20 protein-coding genes and 4 pseudogenes are annotated in these 18,035 nt (G+C 36.3%); 9 read left to right on the forward strand and 15 right to left on the reverse strand.

The window, feature by feature from the left end; all coding sequences use genetic code 11:
• Positions 1-227: 227 nt before the first annotated feature.
• The 3 genes and pseudogenes from RHABOEDO_RS05870 to RHABOEDO_RS05880 form a co-directional block, all read left to right on the forward strand.
• Positions 228-455, forward strand: a pseudogene (locus RHABOEDO_RS05870) (GNAT family N-acetyltransferase); the annotation flags it as partial.
• A 79-nt stretch (positions 456-534) separates the two neighbouring features.
• A complete protein-coding gene (locus tag RHABOEDO_RS05875) occupies positions 535-906 on the forward strand; it encodes a GNAT family N-acetyltransferase (protein WP_245397487.1) in 372 nt (123 codons plus the stop codon).
• 53 nt (positions 907-959) lie between these two features.
• Positions 960-1,752 (forward strand): annotated as a pseudogene (locus tag RHABOEDO_RS05880) (IS5 family transposase).
• 108 nt (positions 1,753-1,860) lie between these two features.
• On the opposite strand, the gene RHABOEDO_RS05885 reads toward RHABOEDO_RS05880, so the two are convergent.
• Both RHABOEDO_RS05885 and RHABOEDO_RS05890 read right to left on the reverse strand, forming a co-directional pair.
• On the reverse strand, positions 1,861-2,376 hold the full coding sequence (locus RHABOEDO_RS05885; RefSeq protein ID WP_215216393.1) for a transposase: 516 nt from the start codon (positions 2,374-2,376) through the stop codon (positions 1,861-1,863).
• Positions 2,333-2,686 (reverse strand): transposase, encoded by a 354-nt coding sequence (locus RHABOEDO_RS05890; protein WP_215217041.1) that lies wholly within the window; start codon positions 2,684-2,686, stop codon positions 2,333-2,335. Before RHABOEDO_RS05890 ends, RHABOEDO_RS05885 begins: the two co-directional genes overlap by 44 nt.
• Positions 2,687-3,067: 381 nt before the next feature.
• On the opposite strand from RHABOEDO_RS05890, the gene RHABOEDO_RS05895 reads away from it, so the two are divergent.
• From RHABOEDO_RS05895 to def, 5 genes are all read left to right on the forward strand, one after another.
• The gene (locus RHABOEDO_RS05895) at positions 3,068-3,490 is read left to right on the forward strand and encodes an IS630 family transposase (protein ID WP_256439915.1); all 423 of its coding nucleotides are present in this window, start codon (positions 3,068-3,070) and stop codon (positions 3,488-3,490) included.
• A 219-nt stretch (positions 3,491-3,709) separates the two neighbouring features.
• Positions 3,710-3,988: a transposase gene (locus RHABOEDO_RS05900; RefSeq protein ID WP_215217188.1), complete on the forward strand. Its 279-nt coding sequence runs from the start codon at positions 3,710-3,712 to the stop codon at positions 3,986-3,988.
• 459 nt (positions 3,989-4,447) lie between these two features.
• Positions 4,448-5,197, forward strand: a complete 750-nt coding sequence (tpiA, locus tag RHABOEDO_RS05905; protein WP_215217189.1) for a triose-phosphate isomerase — start codon at positions 4,448-4,450, stop codon at positions 5,195-5,197.
• A gap of 9 nt (positions 5,198-5,206) precedes the next feature.
• Positions 5,207-5,494, forward strand: coding sequence for a preprotein translocase subunit SecG (gene secG / locus RHABOEDO_RS05910; RefSeq protein ID WP_215217190.1), 288 nt, complete (start codon positions 5,207-5,209; stop codon positions 5,492-5,494).
• A 3-nt stretch (positions 5,495-5,497) separates the two neighbouring features.
• Complete coding sequence (gene def / locus RHABOEDO_RS05915; RefSeq protein ID WP_215217191.1) at positions 5,498-6,028, forward strand: peptide deformylase; 531 nt, start codon at positions 5,498-5,500, stop codon at positions 6,026-6,028.
• On the opposite strand, the gene RHABOEDO_RS05920 is transcribed toward def, so the two are convergent.
• From RHABOEDO_RS05920 to RHABOEDO_RS05945, 7 genes are all read right to left on the reverse strand, one after another.
• Positions 6,021-8,138, reverse strand: a complete 2,118-nt coding sequence (locus tag RHABOEDO_RS05920; protein ID WP_215217192.1) for an LPS-assembly protein LptD — start codon at positions 8,136-8,138, stop codon at positions 6,021-6,023. The two genes, def and RHABOEDO_RS05920, sit on opposite strands and share 8 nt — an antisense overlap.
• Positions 8,139-8,183: 45 nt before the next feature.
• Positions 8,184-9,884 (reverse strand): HEAT repeat domain-containing protein, encoded by a 1,701-nt coding sequence (locus RHABOEDO_RS05925; protein WP_215217193.1) that lies wholly within the window; start codon positions 9,882-9,884, stop codon positions 8,184-8,186.
• A 39-nt stretch (positions 9,885-9,923) separates the two neighbouring features.
• Positions 9,924-10,136 (reverse strand): Maf family protein, encoded by a 213-nt coding sequence (locus RHABOEDO_RS11475; RefSeq protein ID WP_320412341.1) that lies wholly within the window; start codon positions 10,134-10,136, stop codon positions 9,924-9,926.
• 65 nt (positions 10,137-10,201) lie between these two features.
• Entirely contained in the window at positions 10,202-10,336 is a 135-nt protein-coding gene (locus RHABOEDO_RS11115) for a Maf family protein (RefSeq protein WP_256439914.1), read from the reverse strand.
• A 24-nt stretch (positions 10,337-10,360) separates the two neighbouring features.
• Positions 10,361-12,271 (reverse strand): DUF3604 domain-containing protein, encoded by a 1,911-nt coding sequence (locus RHABOEDO_RS05935; protein WP_215217194.1) that lies wholly within the window; start codon positions 12,269-12,271, stop codon positions 10,361-10,363.
• A gap of 516 nt (positions 12,272-12,787) precedes the next feature.
• Positions 12,788-13,033 carry a hypothetical protein gene (locus RHABOEDO_RS05940; protein ID WP_215217709.1) on the reverse strand — a complete coding sequence of 82 codons (246 nt, stop codon included), beginning with the start codon at positions 13,031-13,033 and terminating at the stop codon, positions 12,788-12,790.
• 184 nt (positions 13,034-13,217) lie between these two features.
• Positions 13,218-13,565, reverse strand: coding sequence for a helix-turn-helix domain-containing protein (locus RHABOEDO_RS05945; RefSeq protein ID WP_215217708.1), 348 nt, complete (start codon positions 13,563-13,565; stop codon positions 13,218-13,220).
• 120 nt (positions 13,566-13,685) lie between these two features.
• On the opposite strand from RHABOEDO_RS05945, the gene RHABOEDO_RS05950 reads away from it, so the two are divergent.
• Positions 13,686-14,636 carry a Ulp1 family isopeptidase gene (locus RHABOEDO_RS05950; RefSeq protein WP_215217707.1) on the forward strand — a complete coding sequence of 317 codons (951 nt, stop codon included), beginning with the start codon at positions 13,686-13,688 and terminating at the stop codon, positions 14,634-14,636.
• A gap of 40 nt (positions 14,637-14,676) precedes the next feature.
• Here the strand turns inward: RHABOEDO_RS05950 and RHABOEDO_RS05955 are convergent.
• The 6 genes and pseudogenes from RHABOEDO_RS05955 to RHABOEDO_RS05985 form a co-directional block, all read right to left on the reverse strand.
• Positions 14,677-14,961, reverse strand: a pseudogene (locus RHABOEDO_RS05955) (transposase); the annotation flags it as partial.
• A gap of 255 nt (positions 14,962-15,216) precedes the next feature.
• Positions 15,217-15,691 (reverse strand): annotated as a pseudogene (locus RHABOEDO_RS10820) (IS5 family transposase); the annotation flags it as partial.
• Positions 15,692-15,798: 107 nt separating this feature from the next.
• Positions 15,799-17,115: a hemolysin family protein gene (locus RHABOEDO_RS05970; RefSeq protein WP_215216433.1), complete on the reverse strand. Its 1,317-nt coding sequence runs from the start codon at positions 17,113-17,115 to the stop codon at positions 15,799-15,801.
• 12 nt (positions 17,116-17,127) lie between these two features.
• Entirely contained in the window at positions 17,128-17,646 is a 519-nt protein-coding gene (gene ybeY / locus RHABOEDO_RS05975) for an rRNA maturation RNase YbeY (protein WP_256439888.1), read from the reverse strand.
• On the reverse strand, positions 17,586-17,747 hold the full coding sequence (locus tag RHABOEDO_RS05980; protein WP_215216431.1) for a small basic protein: 162 nt from the start codon (positions 17,745-17,747) through the stop codon (positions 17,586-17,588). The genes ybeY and RHABOEDO_RS05980 overlap by 61 nt, the downstream gene beginning before the upstream one ends.
• Before the next feature lie 22 nt (positions 17,748-17,769).
• The gene (locus tag RHABOEDO_RS05985; RefSeq protein WP_215216430.1) at positions 17,770-17,943 is read right to left on the reverse strand and encodes a hypothetical protein; all 174 of its coding nucleotides are present in this window, start codon (positions 17,941-17,943) and stop codon (positions 17,770-17,772) included.
• Between the last annotated feature and the right edge of the window lie 92 nt (positions 17,944-18,035).

Raw genomic sequence — 18,035 nt, forward strand, 5'->3', positions numbered from 1 at the left:
GAAGGAGATCGAAGGGTGCGGAAATATTCCGCTGCGTTCTTAGATTCCTCAACAGCCGTTCTTACCCTGGTAAACATTTCTCTTTCATAACGCTCTACCAATTTTGGCCAGTCGATAGGGTTTGGCGAAGATGCCAGCAGTGCCGATAGCAATCTAGCATCCTCAAGCACATTATTTCCGCCTAACCCTTTTTCTGGTGACTTTGCGATCTCAATTATTTAGGAAAAGGACTTGCAGTGCCCATGATTCGGGAATTTTTGATTAGCCATTTTCCAAATATGAAAAAGGTTCTGATCGATCCCGAAGCCTCCAATAAACGAGCCATCCACGTATATCAGAAAGCCGGCTTTAAGATCATCGGGGAGTTTATTGCGAGCTGGCATCCTGTTCCCCATTACCAAATGGAGCTTTACATGGAAAACTTAGTGAATCCCAAAAAGAAAATCGGAGCATAAAATGAGTCTAATCACTGCAGAAGAAGCCAAAATCCAAAGAGCCTCTACGGAAGAGCAAATCCGATCATGCCATAGAGTCATGAAGCAACTGCGACCTCATTTGACGGATGAACAGGCATTTGTCGAGCAAGTCCAGCGTCAACTAGCTGAAGGATACCACTTAGTGTATTGCCAAGACGGGGGAGAGGCGAGGGCTATTGCAGGATTTAGGTTCTTGGAGTTTTTAGCTTGGGGAAAGGTTCTATATATCGATGACCTAATCACTGACTCTGAAACACGGAGAAGCGGACACGGCGGAAAACTATTGAAGTGGGTAATCGAGCAGGGGAAAAAAGCCAAATGCGACCAAATCCATTTGGATAGCGGTCCACAGCGACACGATGCTCATAGACTATATCTCAACCATGGCTTTAAAATCATTGGCCATCATTTCGCTTTAGAGCCTGTTTAAAATCTTCTCATTAAGGTATAATGATAGTTTTCATAAAACCTTTGGAGGTAGTTATGACCCGCTCTTATCCAAGCGATATTTCTCGTAAACAATTTAGCAAAATCCATCTAATACTTGAGTCTACACGCAAAAAAACACGTCCACGAAGAGTTGATCTATAGGATATTTTTTGTGGAATTTTGTACATTTTAACAAGTGGTTGCCAGTGGCGTATGTTACCCATAGAATATCCTAAATGGGAATTATGTTATTATTATTTCCCTCTTTGAAATAAAAAAGATGATAAAAATTCTAAGAGTACTCTTGAAATAGTTTTAAAAAAAATGGGTTGGCGAGGTCAGAAAAAGCAGTGGTCGGAAAGAGAAAACAAGCTTTGTAATTATTGATGCTCAAAGTGTTAAAAATACTGATACAGCGGAGAAGAAAGGATATGATGCAGGGAAAAAAATATCAGGAATAAAAAGACATATAGCAGTCGATAGCCAAGGGCTTCCTCATGCGATTCACATTACCACCGCTAATATCACTGACAGAAATGGGTGTATAGAAGCATTTTCAATACATAAAAATCATTTGTTCGGTGTAAAAAATGTTTTAGCAGATGGAGGATATTCTGGAGAAAAATTTGCAAAGAGTGTGCAGGAGATATTAGGATGTATATTAGAAATAGCCAAAAGAAATACACTTCATACTTTTACAGTTATTCCCAAAAGATGGGTTGTAGAGCGTTCTTTTGCGTGGATAGAAAAATGTCGCAGGCTATGGAAAAATTGCGAAAGAAAACTACATACAAGCCTGAATATGGTGGTGCTAGCTTTTATTGCTCTACTTTTGAAAAGATTTTAAACAGGCTCTAAGAAAAGAAGCTGCTGAACAAACAGATCTAGATTACAGCAGTTCCTTCGATTTCTATACTGATATTACAAACATATATGAACCTATCTTGAATTAAATTTACTGTTTTAAAGATACTTGCCGACTTAAGAAATTCATCCAATATCCCAGTAGTCCAAACATTAATAGTCCGTTCCAATATATTGCCTTTCTTTCCCAGCGCACTGTAAGACGACGGAAGCATGTCTTTAACCAAGAAATCGTTCTCTCAACGACCCAACGTTGCTTTTCAAGGTAGCAAATGCCTTTTATCTTATATCCCTTAGTGTTTCTTTTCCGAGCTATCAGAGGAAAAACCTCATGGGAAAGAACATCGATACGTGTTTGCTCTGAGTCATAACCTTTATCTGCTTCAAGTATGGGTACTTTTCCCTGATTCCATGCTTTTTTAATGAAGGGAATGACTTTCCTAAGCAGAGGGATCACTTGTTTTTTCTCATCCCCGGATGCTGATGTAAAAGTGATTGCAAGAGGCTTTCCTGATTTTTCTACCAGTAAATGCGATGTCACGCCTTTACCTTTGTAGCCATAATCAACTTGCTCTCCTCCTCCGCGTCCGCTGGAAAAAAAAACCATCTACAGAGAGTCTCTGGGCATCAATACACCCCAGCTGTTCGGCAAGCTTAAGCAGCTCTTCTAAAAATTGATCTAAAAATCCAGCAGATTGCATTCTTCCAAGCCATGCGTGTGCTGTTGAGGGATGAGAAAACTCCTTGTTTCTAGGTGCATCTTTCCAAGGAGCTCCTGTCCGAAGCACCCAGAAAATAGTATTCACTACAGGTCTCCATGGCGCTAATTTTCTTCCATAATGGTTACGATTTACCCATTTTTCCATTTGAGGTTCGAGTATTTTAAACTGTTCTTCATTTAATCCTTGCTTGCTCATGTCATCTGTCTTTAGTTAAAAAATAAAAAGATCTGGTATCATAGCGAAAATTTATATTCAATTCAAGATAGGTTCATAAGCAAGAATTAACAGCATTAACAAGAAAAGCTTTACAAAATGAAAATCAGCCCTCTGTATAGGATAATTTTTTAATCCCTTTTAAAACTCACCTTACGCACTCTCTATAGAGGATCGTGCTGCTTATCAAGCCACTTTTTCCCTCTGTATGTTCGTAAGGTGAGATACTTAAATGATTTTTTTCCGAATCTCGTTGAGATTAGTGATAACTTCTCGAATAGTGTATGATAAGCGATTCATCGTAAAAATAGACCACACCTATTCCTTCCATGACTTGGAAAATCCATAAACCCTGATGAAGAGATCTATTTCATAGATGCTGTGCATCCTGAACATCAGTCCCAAGCCGTATGTGGATGGATCAAAAAAGGCGTTCAAAAGATTTTGCAGACATCCGGGAAACAATTGCGATTGCATTTTGCTGGAGCTCTTTGCCTGACAGGAATGAAGATTTTTACAGAGGAATATAAGACAGTTGATGCCGATGCAATGCTCGATTTTTTCAAGAAGCTAGAAAAACAGACAAAGGCTCGAATTATTCATGTAATTTTGGATAATGCGAGATCAAACAAAAATAAGAAACTAGAAGAGTTTCTGATGTCTTCTAGGATTAAAGTGCATTATCTCCCTCCTTATTCGCCGAATTTGAATCCTATCGAACGCTTGTGGAAGATCTTAAGGGAAAAGACGGTATACAATCGATATACTAGTTTAATTTCAAATTAAGAATTACATCTTGGTATTTTGAAAAAAATCTCTTTACCTTCATAGAAGATATTATTCTTTGCTTAAAGATTTTTATATGGTTTAAATTCTTAATTTGAAGCCAAACTAGTATATAGTGGTTCCGATTCAATCGTATACAAAAATATAGGATTAACGACAAGTTTCAAGTATTTGACTTGAACCCCATTAAGCTAGCCGTTTGAATCGGCACTACTATATATGACTCCCAAACAATATGCCTCTGGAGAAGTGCAAAGACAGGAAAGAATTTCGAAATGTGGATCCAATGAACTTAGGTCTTTGTTAGTTGAGGCTGGAATGGTAATGCTCACACGAAGTAAGAAATGGAGTAAAGTGAAAGCTTGGGGTTTAAAAATTATGCAAAAAAAAGGGATGAAGAAAGCCGCTTTAGCAGTAGGTAGAAAGTTATCCGTGATCATGCACAAGATGCTGATCGAACAAAAAGAATTTATTTATGGCGAGCCAAAAATAGCTTAAAACACATCTTTTTAGAAATAGAAAAGTACATTAGGAAAAGCAGCTAAAATTTTTGTAGGAGAAAAACCGAAGAAATAGGCAAAGACGACAAGAAGTTGGCTCTTAACCCATTTCATTTCGGATAGCATAATGGAGCGAAGAACCTCAAATAGTTTTCTTCAAAAAAAGACTCCGCAGAGAACCCTGGACTTACTCTCCCGCATTAAACTTTGCTGTCCAAGATCTTAAAAAACGCCTTTTATTTTGCAAGCAAAATATCGGCTCGGAGAGCTTATGAAGAATTAATAGAATTTATATTCCCCTTGTGTGCAATTAGAGAACTAGTTGTAAGGGGAAAATACAAAGTGATATATCTTTAAGCTAAGATTGAGATTAAACGGCTCTTTTCTTTAGACTTGCCTTCAGTTCTAAAATCGATTAAAATCACGGCTATTAAAATCTTAAGTTGGTTTAAGCTCTATGTCGCGCGTACCCCTTATTATTGCAAATTGGAAGATGTATAAGTCTGTTAAAGAAGCGAGAAGCTTTATTAACAGTTTGATCCCTTTGATTGCATCTTCAAAGAGACGCATTTTTATAGCACCTTCTTATCCTGCGATTCCAGTGTCTGTGGAGACTGCGGGTAATAGCTCTATTGTGATCGGTGCTCAGAATATCCATGATCAAATAGAAGGTGCATTTACAGGGGAGGTCTCTGCAAAAATGATCAAGGAGTGTGGAGCTCAATTTTCCCTCATTGGCCATTCGGAGCGAAGAGAGTATTTTCAAGAAAGCAATCTATTGATTAACCGCAAGCTGAAGCGCTCTCTTAAAGAAAAGCTCATACCGATTTTATGTTTAGGAGAGACGCTTCAAGAAAGGAAAGGGGGATTAGTAGAGGTTACTTTGAGAACCCAGCTTGAAGAGTGTCTAATGGCCTTAAGTGAAGAGGAAGTAAAACAGGTTGTGATTGCCTATGAACCCGTCTGGGCTATTGGTGCTGGTAAAACGGCAACCAAAGAGGAAGCACAAGATGTGCATGCATTCATACGTAATTATATTCAAAACTTAATGGGAAGAAGAGTAGCCGATGATTTACCCATACTGTATGGTGGATCGGTAAAACCAGAAAACATATCGAATTTAATGGCTGAGCCTGACATCGATGGAGCACTTGTTGGAGGAGCTTCTTTAGATGTTATCTCATTTGCCCAGATTGTTAATTTTTAGAGGAAATTTATGACTTTTGTTTTTTATCTTGTAATTTTTTTATTTATCTTGCTCTGCGCTGTTTTATGTCTTGTGGTATTAGTACAAGAGAGCAAAAGTTTAGGTTTAGGAGCCTCTTTTGGAGGAGATCCTGGAGATTCTTTATTTGGCACATCTACAGCAGATATTTTAAAGAAGTTTACAGCTTATTTGGGAATTATCTTTATTATTTCATGCGTAGTACTATCTCTATGGACCGGAGCTTTAAGCCGTAGGACTTCTTTAAATCCTACAATAATTGAAGAAGTGCAGCATTGATTTATGTTGGCTTCTCTTCGCTATTATGGCGATCCCATCTTAAGAAAGATCTGTAAACCAATTACTGTAATCACAAATGAAATCAGGCAGCTGATACAAAGTATGATTGCGATCATGGATAAACATGATGGAGTTGGTTTAGCAGCTCCTCAATTAGGCCATGATATTCGTTTATTTGTTCTACGCAATTATGTCGATTTGGAAAATGATAAGTGGAAGCTATCTGAACCTAGAGTGTATATCAACCCAAAGTTATCCTTTCCTAGAAAAAATCAAGTAAAAGAAGAAGAAGGGTGTCTTTCTATTCCTAAACTTTTCTATAAAGTCACAAGACCTGATTTTGTAGTTGTAAAAGCTTTAGATCTCAGTGGGAATCCTTTTACAGAAAAGATAGATGGTTATAATGCACGTGTGCGCATGCATGAAAATGATCATCTCAACGGTGTGCTTTTTATCGATCATCTGGATGCAAAAACGCGTAAGGAGATCAAGCCTCTTCTTAGAGAAATTAAGAAAAAATACCAGTCTATTTAAATAAGGATACAGCTGCTGTAAAGCGATTGTCATTAGGCAGACGTTCGTAAGATAATCTTAACTGCCAGCTACAGGTAAGCATGGTGAAAAGATCGATTTTTCCTGCATGATAACTTGGTTCGCTTTTGCGCCTCCATCCATGTTTTGTTTGCACAAGGCAACTCCACTTAGGTCCTAGGCGAAGATAACCTCGGGCTAGAATCGTATTGCGCCCATCGGAGAGAGAAGTATCTAAAAGCTCCGAGATAGGTCTTGTAATCTCTAGTAAAAAGTTTTTATGGTTAGCCTTGCGCCAGTCAAAAGCGCTTCGGTGACGAAATTCTGCAGCAAGCGCTAAATCTTCATTTAATGTCCATTCTGCAGATACATTGACAAAATCCCAAACTTGATTTTCAAAATTTCTTGCAATGGTGGTTTTTAAAGCAACGGAAGAAAAATTGCAGCCAAGAGATAAATACCCTTTGGGGAAATTTCTATCAAAGGCGCGTTTCCCAAAAAAACCATAGGTGTAAATTTCACTGGTAAAAGTAGGGACAAAGTAAGAAGTAATGGGCCGGATTAAATCATTGCGTATACCAAGTCGTAATTGATTGAGCTGAGTATAGGCATCATCTATGTCAAAATAGAAGTGTTTATTTAAGCCTAAAACCGGACGAGTATACCCTTGTGCGTGTGCATAAGGTTCAATCACATGTCTCATGCAAGAGTAGGAGGCAACAAGGCGGGTATGAACTTCTATTCCATAAAAAGCAGTAGCCTGTATTACCGCTTGGTCAGAGGAATTATTACTGTAGAAAATTCCCGTTGCTCCTATATTGGGCGTTAACATGAAAGGACCAATAGAAAGCGGGCGGTAGAGTTCATGATAGGCTTGTACTCTACCTGCACGTGTTTGCGCAGGAAGGTGTAGAGCATCTAACTGAGATCTTAATGGATTGGTGTATATGTAATCAAGAAACCCTCCATTAAAGTTATTAATAGAGATAATTCCAGAAGAGCCTAAAGTAAAGGGACGTATACCTAAAAAGAAAAAAGGGAGTTCTTGATCAATGCTCTGAAAAAAATTAATACGCGGTTGTAGATTGAAATATAAAAAAGCTTGGTTAAATTCCCTAGAAATGGTTAATAGAGTGCGTTGTTGTGTATTAATTTCAAAATCTTCGCTTTTAAAATCACCCACCATTTGCGAATCGCTTAATTTGTCATAAGTAAGATGGACTTGTGTTTTTTGATCCTTGCTTAAGTAATGATACAAACCCTGTAAGCGATACCTATGAGGGCTTTTTTCATCAGGAAAACTTTTATCATGGGCTCCGTAGCTACGTGTAACAAAAATGGTACGCTTATCTTGAGAAAGGTATTCGGTTTCTAAAGCTGCTCCAAAACCTCTTTTCATTCGATAATCCAAGCGAAAAAAGCAATCTATATCCTTCCATGAAAAGAACCGATAGCGCGCAGTAAGTCTTGGTCCTAGAATTTTATCCCATACCACCTTATAGCGAATAGGAGAATTTTGAAACGCTTTTAAGTTGCTTTTAAATAAAGGAAGCCAGAAGAGAGGGACTTTAAAAAGCCGGAAATGAATGTTTCTTGCAGATAACAGATGATTTTTTGTAATAGTAGCTGTATTTGCTTGTAGATCCCAATCCGTATCTTGATTTTCACATGTAGTTACAAAAGCATTTGTGATAGAAAAAGTGCCATCTTCTAGAAGCTCAATTTTATCTCCTCCTAGAAACCACATATCTACAAATGTTTTACCGCAGATAACAGTCCCTCTACGGTGAATAAAATCGTATTCTAATCGAGACCCTACAAATACACGATTACCCAGCTCTAGCATTAAATCGTCTTCTGCTAGAATTTTTTGTATGAAAATTCCATTTTCCGTTTTATTGATATAGGTCATTTTTCTAGCTTGGATTCGTATGCCTCTGGATTTAGCTACCCCCCCTTCTTCTGTAGAAAGAACCCCGTTGGAAAAACTGGGATTTTTTAAATCAATAGTCAGATCATCTAACTCAGAGCAGCTATTTTCAAAACAAGGTAAATCTGGTTCAGAAGCTAAGGCACTTAAGAAACATAGGGAAAAAATCAACAGAAAATACATGAATCATTGCTTTAAGGTTACATCGTGAAATTTAGCAGTTTAAAGCTATTGCAGAGTTTGGATCAATAGACCTGCGATCAAAGGTCGATTTTTTTGATGTCCTTGTTGTAAACTATCTAGTAGAACATCAAGACCTTCTTTTGTATGCTGATTGCTAATCACCTGATAGCAGCTGATTAGCAGCTGTGAATTTTCTTCGGGAGTTAATTCAAAGGCGGTTTTGTCTTTAAAATAATTCTCTCTTGTTAAGAGGGGACGAAATTGAATGATTTGCCTATTTTGCTGAGAATGAATCCATTCTAGAATGAGCTGCTTAGAAGGTGTATTTTTATTGAGTTGAAATAATGCAAGATTGCAATAGTTGCGAATTAAGGGTATTTTTGCTCTTTGAGCATGTTTTTCTAATAAAGCAATTGCCTTAGGGGTCTGTAGATTTTGTAATAAAGAACTTATACCAGGAATTAACTCCAGTTGTCTTGCATCAAGAAGAAAACTGGCTAAATCTACAAATGCATCAGGAGATAGCTCGATAGATTTTCTTAAGATTTCTTCTTTTACATACAAAGAAAGCCCGACTAAATCATAAAAAGAGTGTTTCATATGCTGTTGCATAGAAGGAACTACTTTCCATGCGGTAAAGGCATTACCGATTGTCATTTGAGGCTGAAATCCAAAATCACGACTATCTCTAACAAGAAACTCTTTTACATAAGGCAGGCAACGCTCATCTTTTAAATCAAGTAGGGAGAGCATAGCATTAAAACGAATCTGTAGATGGTTTTCTTGGAGAAGAGAAATCAGTACTTTTTCCGATCCCATAATTTTACCCAGTAAGGCAATGGCAAATAGATTTTTCTCTTTTGCTAAAGAAAAGATTTTTTCCTTGGCACTTTCTTCTCCTAGTAAATACAGCGAATAATTAGCGGCTAATTTCACATTATCATTATTAGAAAGGCTTAGATTTCGCAAAATGGATAGAGCATGTGTATCTTTTAAAGCTCCGAGAGCAAAACAGCAAGCTTCTTGTTCTGCAGGATTAATGTGAGAGGCTTTTCTACGAATATTAGGTAATAGCTCTTCGTATCCAGCTTTTGCAGAATGTAAAATAGCTTCAATGCGCGTTTTTTGAATAGGGTCATCGAGTAGTTGTTTGAGTAATAAAACGGCATCGGAAGAGCCGACTAAAGCAAAAAATTGAGGAAAAAAAAAGCGCATTTCAGGAGGTAGTTTATGCATGAGAGATTCTACTTGACCCACGGAATTTCGTGTTTTTCTAATGGCTAATTGATAAGCTGCTTCTAGCCTTGTATACAAAAAACCAGAGGACATGGCTTTATTTAAAAGGGATTCAAATCGATCATCTTGTAATTGTCCAATCAATTGCAAAGTAGCAAGTTGCACTTCTGGATGCCTACTTGTAATTCCTGATTCTAAGATTTCTTTTGTAGTTTGGATTCTAGCAATCTTCAATCCCAATAGAGAAATGAGTTGTTCTTCGCTCTCTAAACTTTTAGCACCTTGTTCTAAAATCATTTCAGCCATGCGCTGCAATGCTTCAAAATCATGCCGCCCCAACTCTTCTTTATACCGTTGATAGAGGGTGATTGCTTGCGAGATCTCTTTAGATTGTACCAGATAGAAAATATGTAATGGATTAACCTTTGTTTGCAGAGTTTCTGCTTGTAGGTGAGAATAGATAAAAGATATGCAAAAAAGAAACTTTAAGGTTTTTTTAAATAATGCCATAAATTTACCTGCATTTTAGAAAGGAGCTCTGTTACTAGATTAATCGGTAATCCCATTATATTGTAATAACATCCTATAATTCGATGGATCAAGATGCTTGGTTGAGTCTTGAATGCCATATCCACCTGCTTTATCTAAGCAAGGATCATTTTTATGATAGAGTCTAATTTGTTCTTCTGTAAGTGGATTAAAAAGAACATAGGATTTCTCTAATCCACTATAACAAATACATTTTTTATATAACAGATACAGCCGTTATTACTACATGCCATTGATTTGAGAGCTCCATTAGCATAGTAAAAGCTTCTTCTTCATTTTTAGGTTAGTCTTTTCAAGTTTGAAGTGCAAAGAATGATACTTTCATCAAAATGAGAAGAATGCTGGGTAAAAGGAAGAGAAAAATAGCGCAAAATTTCCGAACGTCTAGGCGAGCTTGATGCTAGAATTAACATGTAAAAGGTCTCTTATAAACCAGATTACCCTGTATCTTCTTTTTTCTTAAGCTTTTTGGAAGCTGTCTTGTGAATAAGAAGCTCTGTATGATCAACCCAGATAGGAGAACTCCATGCAATATGGCCATTTTCTTGCGTTACTCTAAGATAGTAATAGATAAAGGGAGGACGTTCATCGGGAGATTGTAAAGAGATCTTTGAGATAGATTCGGTATCATCAATAGCAAATTCATATTCTGTTTGATTAGGATTCATTATTTTAAATGGAACGCCATTGCGAACAATGACAATTTCTTTGATATTTTCTGTTGTTGCTATAAAACCTGTAAGATGACGATTAAAAATCAAACCGGGTTTGATTTTTGTGTTTAATTCGCTTCCCATGCATGCTCCTGCAATGAAAAATCCTAATACAATTTTATCCCCAGTGGTTGCATAGCAAGATCTTTGATAAAGTGCCTGAAAAAGAGATTCTCTTGTTTGTTCTACTGCTATAATGGCTGTTAATCCAGCAGAGTATTGCACTTGTGAGCCTTCATAAAGACCATTGTATACTCCACGATCATCTAAGCCACCCGCTACAAAACCAAAACGACAGTTGCGATTTAGAGCTTGTCTGATAGAGCCTTTTTCCGATTCTACAATCTCTTTACCATTTTTTGCCGTAATGGGTCTGAGGTTTCCTTCTTTTCCTAAACATTCGGAAGAGCCCCAGCAATTGTAAATTTCCACAACTCTTTCAAAATCGGGGTCAAATTCTTTAAAATTTGTCTCCATTCCTTTTGCCATACTAAAGGAAGCAATAGATAAGATCTCCTTAGGAGAATGGGCTCTATAGATCTTTTTCAAGGAGCTATTTTTAGCGTCTTTTTTGCGCAAGATAGGTTTATTGTCTTTAGAGTAAATCAGCTGATGAATTCCTTCTTCTAACGGTTTTCCTACCCATTGAAATCCTAAAAAAGTAGAAAATCTTAAATCCTCGTTAAATTCAGCAATTTGTGAAGAAATGACTTTCCATGTGTCGTTAGAGGTTTCTTCTGTATTTTCAAAAGAGGAGGTAGCAAAGAAATTAAAGTTTTTCTCATCACGTAAATAACGAAGACAGTTTTCAATATTATCGCCCGCATCAAATCGCTCTGATTCCCCATGTAGCTGTCCCCAGAAAATGCTTTTATCTGCATCTGAGTCTGTAGAGCATTTAATAGGGGATGAATAAAATACTTCTTTTGTTGTTAGATTGCGCAATTCAATCCTATAGATACCAGCTTCTCCAAAATATAGATTGGGAATGTTGATAAAACCGGTTTCTGGAACAAATAGCTTCCAATTTAAATTCTCGCGCAAATTTTTATAAGAAAGCTCAATTAAAGTGCCCTCAGGTGCCTGATGGGTTAAGTTCCCATAGCAGTCCTCAAAACGAATAATTACATCAAAACGCTTGTTTTTAGAAACCAATGAAGGAGCTATGATGCGAATATTTTCCAGAGAGCTCCCTTTAACATCTAAAGTAAAAATCTCAGGCTCTTTCCAGTCGCCTTTTCCTTTGGAATCAATATAAAGGTGAAAAGCCCGTTTTCTCTGTAGAAAGGTTTGAGCTCGATTTCCCTCTTTTGAGCCTTCACTAGCACCTATAATGATGATTGCTGTCTCTCCCGCTTTTAGATCAGAGCTCAGGGTGCACTCAAAGGTAGACTGACCTGTTTTTTTAGCGTTAATAGACTTACCTTCAGGGGTTTGTATCCAAATTCGATTTTTCTTTTCTTGAGAGCTAGCCTCAGGTATTTGCCAGTCGCTAATTCTGCCCTGAGAAAAAAGGTTAAATTTTAAAATAGTACCCTTAGGCAGTGTTACAGCAGTAGTGTAAAAAAATTTCCAATTTGAAACTTGACCAGCAAAAGCCAGATTAGGCTCGCAATAACAGATCGATCGACGCATGAAATCTCCTGATATTATCCAACGAACTGATATTGTGCCTGATAAGGTGATTCTTTAGCAAGAGGGTTAAAAATAAAGAGGTTTTTACCCAAAAAAACCCTTAAGAAAAGGCCCTTTCAACCTCGAAGTGCACAAAAAAGAACATATAAATACTTGAAAAAACATCTATTGTGCACCCGAGCATAGCATGTTTGTAGATAATCTCCTAAACACTTCTAGTGGAGTTTTGAAGTTGAGAGCCTTTCTAGGTCTGTTATTTAGCATAAGTTTCCACCCCTTCCATATCCTTGGAAGTCGTATCTAAAAAGCCTTGTGTTTTAGGAAAATATTGCCTAACTAGTCCGTTTGTATGCTCATTTAAGCCTCTTTCCCAAGAATGGTAGGGCGTTGCAAATTAGAAGTCTGTCTCTAGCTCGAAACTAACCATTTGGTGATAGGCAAATTCTTTTCCGTTGTCTGCTGTTAATGTGTGTACAAAATCTTTGATAGGTTTAAGTTGTTCAATTAACGCTTGACTTACTTCCTCTGCAGTTTTATACGACCAGGGCTGTTCCCTCTTCCAGAAGTTCCCTTTCTCTGCTTGTTATATTTTTTCCCTCGATGACGGAGCTCTCTATAAAGCTGTCCTCCCTGTCGTTTATCTTTCCAGATATGATTATAGATGGTCTCATGACTAACATGTTCTTTACCATGTCTTTTAAGCCATCCGGATATTTGTATATAGTGATTCCGATTCAATCGTATATAGTAGTGCCAATTCAAACGGATAGCTTAATAGGTTTCAAGTCAAAGACTTGAAACTTGTTGTTAATCCTATATTTTTCTATGTGATTAAATCGGAACCACTATATACTAGATTGATTTCAAATTAAGAATTGCATAACTAGGTTTTTTTGAAAAAACTGCTCTATCTTGCAAGAAGATGTTATCTTTTGTATAAAAATGTTTATGTATTAAAACTCTTAATTTGAATGCAAACGAGTATAGGGCTCCATTGCAACTTGATTTTTTCTTCAATACGGGTAACTATTTGAGGAGTCATTTTTTTATTGGGCTGAGAATTTTTTCTAAGAAATGCTTTTTCTTGAGCTTGCTGATGACGGTATCCTCGTTGCCCTTTATTTCTCTTAAGTTCCCTACTAATAGTGCTATGATGAACTTTTAGAATGGTTGCTATTGAGCTAGATGTATCTCCTCTAGCTTGTAAAATATAAATCTGACATCTTTGGTCATAGGTTAGGTGATGGTAGCCTTTAGGCAAGGTCTCTTTTTGTGTTTGATTGTTAAAAATCACAATAGAGATTCTTTCATCGCCTGCCTATTCTTTTTTTTAATTCTTCTGTGCACTTCAAACTTGAAAAGACTAACGAGTTTATTATATAATTAGATAAAAACTTAAAACTGGTACTTATAAATGAAAATAAATCAAATTAATAATAAACAATCATTTATCTTTAATCCTTTAAAGATCATTCAGTCCTTAGGCTGGGTTGCGGTGGCCATTTTAACCCTTCCTACTGTAATTGGCTCTTATTTTGCATGGAAAAAGCTAGTCGCTATTTGGAGTAAAAATGAAAGACCTGATACACAAAAAACAGCTGAGGTTGCTTCAGAGACTTTAGTCCAAAAAACACTAGATAAAAATAACTTAGATTTAGATGAAGAAGAAGATTTTGTTGATATGTTAAGTGAAAATCTTCCAAAACCCTTAGAAGTCAAAAAAGAAGAGTATGAACGAGTGATTGCACAATTTGAATCCTCGGGCTGTTTAGGTCCTTCTTCAGCAGAAGTTTACTTGGATTATTTAAAAAATATAAATCCTGCTTTTCATTTTAATATGCGTCTTTTAAATAAATTAAGACCTAGCTGTAATGAATTTCTAAAAACAATTGAGGTTGAAGTAAAAGAAGCAAAAGAAAAAAACGGTTCTTTGTTTTTTGTGCCTTTCTTATTAGCGGGAAATTTCCTTCGCGAGCAACATATCGTAGTAGCTGTTATTAACTTAAAAGATGAGAAAATAGAGTATTTTGATCCTAAAGGAAACCGAGTTTATTCCATCTTTGTTAGATCAGTAGATCGCAATCTAGCAGAATGGAATGAACCGACTCAAAAGTTTTTAGAGGAGCTCAGTAAAGCTCTTTTCCCTGATCAAAACCCTTCAATTATTCGTAATATAAATTATCCTCAATCTTTATGGAATAGAGTAGATTGCGGAGCACATGCTTTAGAATTTATTGAAAAAAGATTATCCGCTGATTCTTTGGAGCAGGCTTCTTCCAGTCTGACTCTTGATGGAAGGCAATTACGAAGAGAGTTAGCCCATACTTTAAAAGAAAGTCTGAAAAACCAATCATTAAAAACTTAAAAAGAACTAAATCTTCCTATAGATTTATTTAAGAGCCTGTTTAAAATCTTTTCAAAAGTAGAGCAATAAAAGCAAGAACCACCATATTCAGGCTTGTATGTAGTTTTCTTTCGCAATTTTTCCATAGCCTGCGACATTTTTCTATCCACGCAAAAGAACGCTCTACAACCCATCTTTTGGGAATAACTGTAAAAGTATGAAGTGTATTTCTTTTGGCTATTTCTACTATACATCCTAATATCTCCTGCACACTCTTTGCAAATTTTTCTCCAGAATATCCTCCATCTGCTAAAACATTTTTTACACCGAACAAATGGTTTTTATGTAGTGAACATGCTTCTATACTTATTTGCATTCAAATTAAGATTTTGAATATATAAACATTTTTATGCAAAAGATAACATCTTCTTGCAAAATAGAGCAGTTTTTTCAAAAAAAACTAGTTATGCAATTCTTAATTTGAAATCAAACTAGTATATAGTGGTTCCGATTCAATCGCATATAAAAATATAGGATAAAGACAAGTTTCAAATCGTTGACTTGAACCCCATTAAGCTAGCCGTTTGAATTGGCACTACTATATACACCCATTTCTGTCAGTGATATTAGCGGTGGTAATGTGAATCCCATTAGGAAGCCCTTGGCTATCGACTGCTATATGTCTTTTTATTCCTGATATTTTTTTCCCTGCATCATATCCTTTCTTCTCCGCTGTATCAGTATTTTTAACACTTTGAGCATCAATAATTACAAAGCTTGTTTTCTCTTTCCGACCACTGCCCAATTTTTTTTAAAACTATTTCAAGAATACTCTTAGAATTTTTATCATCTTTTTTATTCCAAAGAGGGAAATAATAATCACATCATTCCCATTTAGGACAATCTATGGGTAACATACGCCACTGGCAACCACTTGTTAAAATGTACAAAATTCCACAAAAAATATCATATAGATCAACTCTTCGTGGACGTGTTTTTTTGCGTGTAGACTCAAGTATTAGATGGATTTTGCTAAATTGTTTACGAGAAATATCGCTTGGATAAGAGCGGGTCATAACTACCTCCAAAGGTTTTATGAAAACTATCATTATACCTTAATGAGAAGATTTTAAACAGGCTCTAAGATAATGGTTTATTTTGCATGTAGTGCATTTTTAAGCAATCAAGGACAGTGAGTGATTTTGATTTTTTCAATAGAGCGTTCGGTAGAGCTTAAAATTTCTATATCAAAGTTATCTTGATGTAGGCGCCAGCCTTTAGAAGGGATGGCTCCTGCTCGGTGCACTACAAATCCTCCAATGGTATCGTACTCGGGACTTTGGGGGATGCGTATACCTAATTCTGCTTCAATATCGAGAATAGACATCTTAGCGCTGATAATCCACCCTTCTGCGTTGGGTAGTGTTGTGTATAGGCTTTCTGTGCCTACGTCGTATTCATCAGCGATTTCTCCTACTAACTCTTCTAAAATATCTTCGATCGTTACAATGCCTTCTGTTCCTCCCCATTCATCCACTACAATGGCAAGGTGGATTTGTTTATTACGAAATTCTTGCAATAAATAAGCAATTTTTTTGGTTTCTGGTGTATAGAGAACAGGTTTGATGATTTTTTCTATAGAAGAAGAAAGCAGCTTAGCATCATTTTGATGTTCGATATGCACTTTTAGAATGTCTTTATAGAGTAGAACTCCAACAATATTGTCAACAGTGTCTTTATAAACAGGGATACGGCTAAAGTTTTCTATAAGAAAAACTTTAGCCGCTTCTGTTAAAAAGGTTGTTGAAGGCAAGCTGACTAGGTTGACTCTAGGAACCATAACTTCTCTGACAATTCTTTCTTTAAAAGACACAATAGAGCCAATCAGTTTTTGCTCATTTGCATCTAAATAAACCCCTAACTCCGTTTCTTGTAATAGCTCGTGGATCTTGTCTTTCAGTCGAAAACCAAAAGGGCTTTTTTTATCTTGAGAGAGCTTAACAGAAAGTAATTGTATCAATCTAAAAAAGGGAGCTGTTAAAGGAATACACATAGATAAAATCAGAGAGCAGGGCGCTGCTAAAATGGATAGTGTCTTTTTTGGTTTAAATCGACCAAATAGACTAAAGAGACAATCTGTTGTCAATGAAGTAAGAATGATTGCGCAAATGATAAAAATCATCGCTTTTTGATCATAAAGTAGCTCTTCAGATAAATTGCTTTGGAACATTTTTTGCTTTATCAAAAGAAAAAAAGCCGTTAAAACAAAGCCAATACGTAGAATGTGCTTTGTAAAACTCAAAGAAAAAAGAATACCTTCCCACTTTTGTTTACCAAAAAAAATCTGAAGAAAATAACGGAAAAATAAAGGGAGATGCTTTTGTTTTAAATAATCTTCTACTTGTAGTTTTCCCATTTGTTGCAGAGCAACAGAAACAGCGGTTAAAGCACTGGACCCAATTAAGAATAAAAAAGTGATTATACCATAAAAAGTAGTCAAAATAGCATTCCTTTAATCTAGTGCAAGTAGTCCTTTTTGTTTTAGGCATTTTAGACAAGCATTTTCTTTTCTTTTCATTTGCGCTCTTAAATCAGGTTTTTCATCTTCAAAACCGATTAAATGCAAAATGCCGTGAACTACATAACGACATAACTCTTCAAAAGGATTTATTTGATATTTTTTAGCATACTGCTTAGCCATTTTGGGGCAAATAAATATTTCACCTAAAAGGTGGTACCCATTCCGCTTGTAGGGAATAGAATCTATGGGGAAAGTAATGCAATCTGTGGGAGCGGGATTTTGAAAAAAAAGGGCATGTAGTTGAGAAATTCTTTTTTCAGAGACAAACTGAATGCTTATTTCATCCGTTTTGATTTGTAGCAATTCAAATAAAAAAAAGACCACCTTTTTTATTTTAACCTTAGAAAAATGGAGGTCTTTTTGTGAATTTAAAATTTTTATTTGCAAAACTAGAAAGAATTGGGTGTTTTGGGTAAGTTGGTTACTTTTACATTTTCTCCATCTTTCCATTTGCCAAGACGACGCAAAACGTCAACCCTTTCAAATCTTTTAAGGACATTGCGCTTTTTAGCGGATTTACTCGATTTTCCATAGCTTGGGTGTCTAGACATAACTCCTTTTTACCTTTTTAAATTATTTAATTTTAGGAATAAAAGCTCTTTGGGCTAACTCTGTATCGATTGCATTTGCATGCACTTTAAACCCTTGAGGGAGATTATCCTTTTTAGGGCCTGTTTTAGTCGAAGGACAGCGAGGACGACGGGGGGATATATTGCGAATTCTTTCTTGTTTGCTTAAACGGACCATAACATAAGCTCCTAAGTATCTTTTCTATAATGAGAAATTGTATGAATTTTGGACTAAAATAGCAAGTCTTCAGTTTATAGAAAGAAAAAATC

Source organism: Candidatus Rhabdochlamydia oedothoracis (assembly GCF_019453995.1).
In the GTDB taxonomy this organism is placed as follows: domain Bacteria; phylum Chlamydiota; class Chlamydiia; order Chlamydiales; family Rhabdochlamydiaceae; genus Rhabdochlamydia; species Rhabdochlamydia oedothoracis.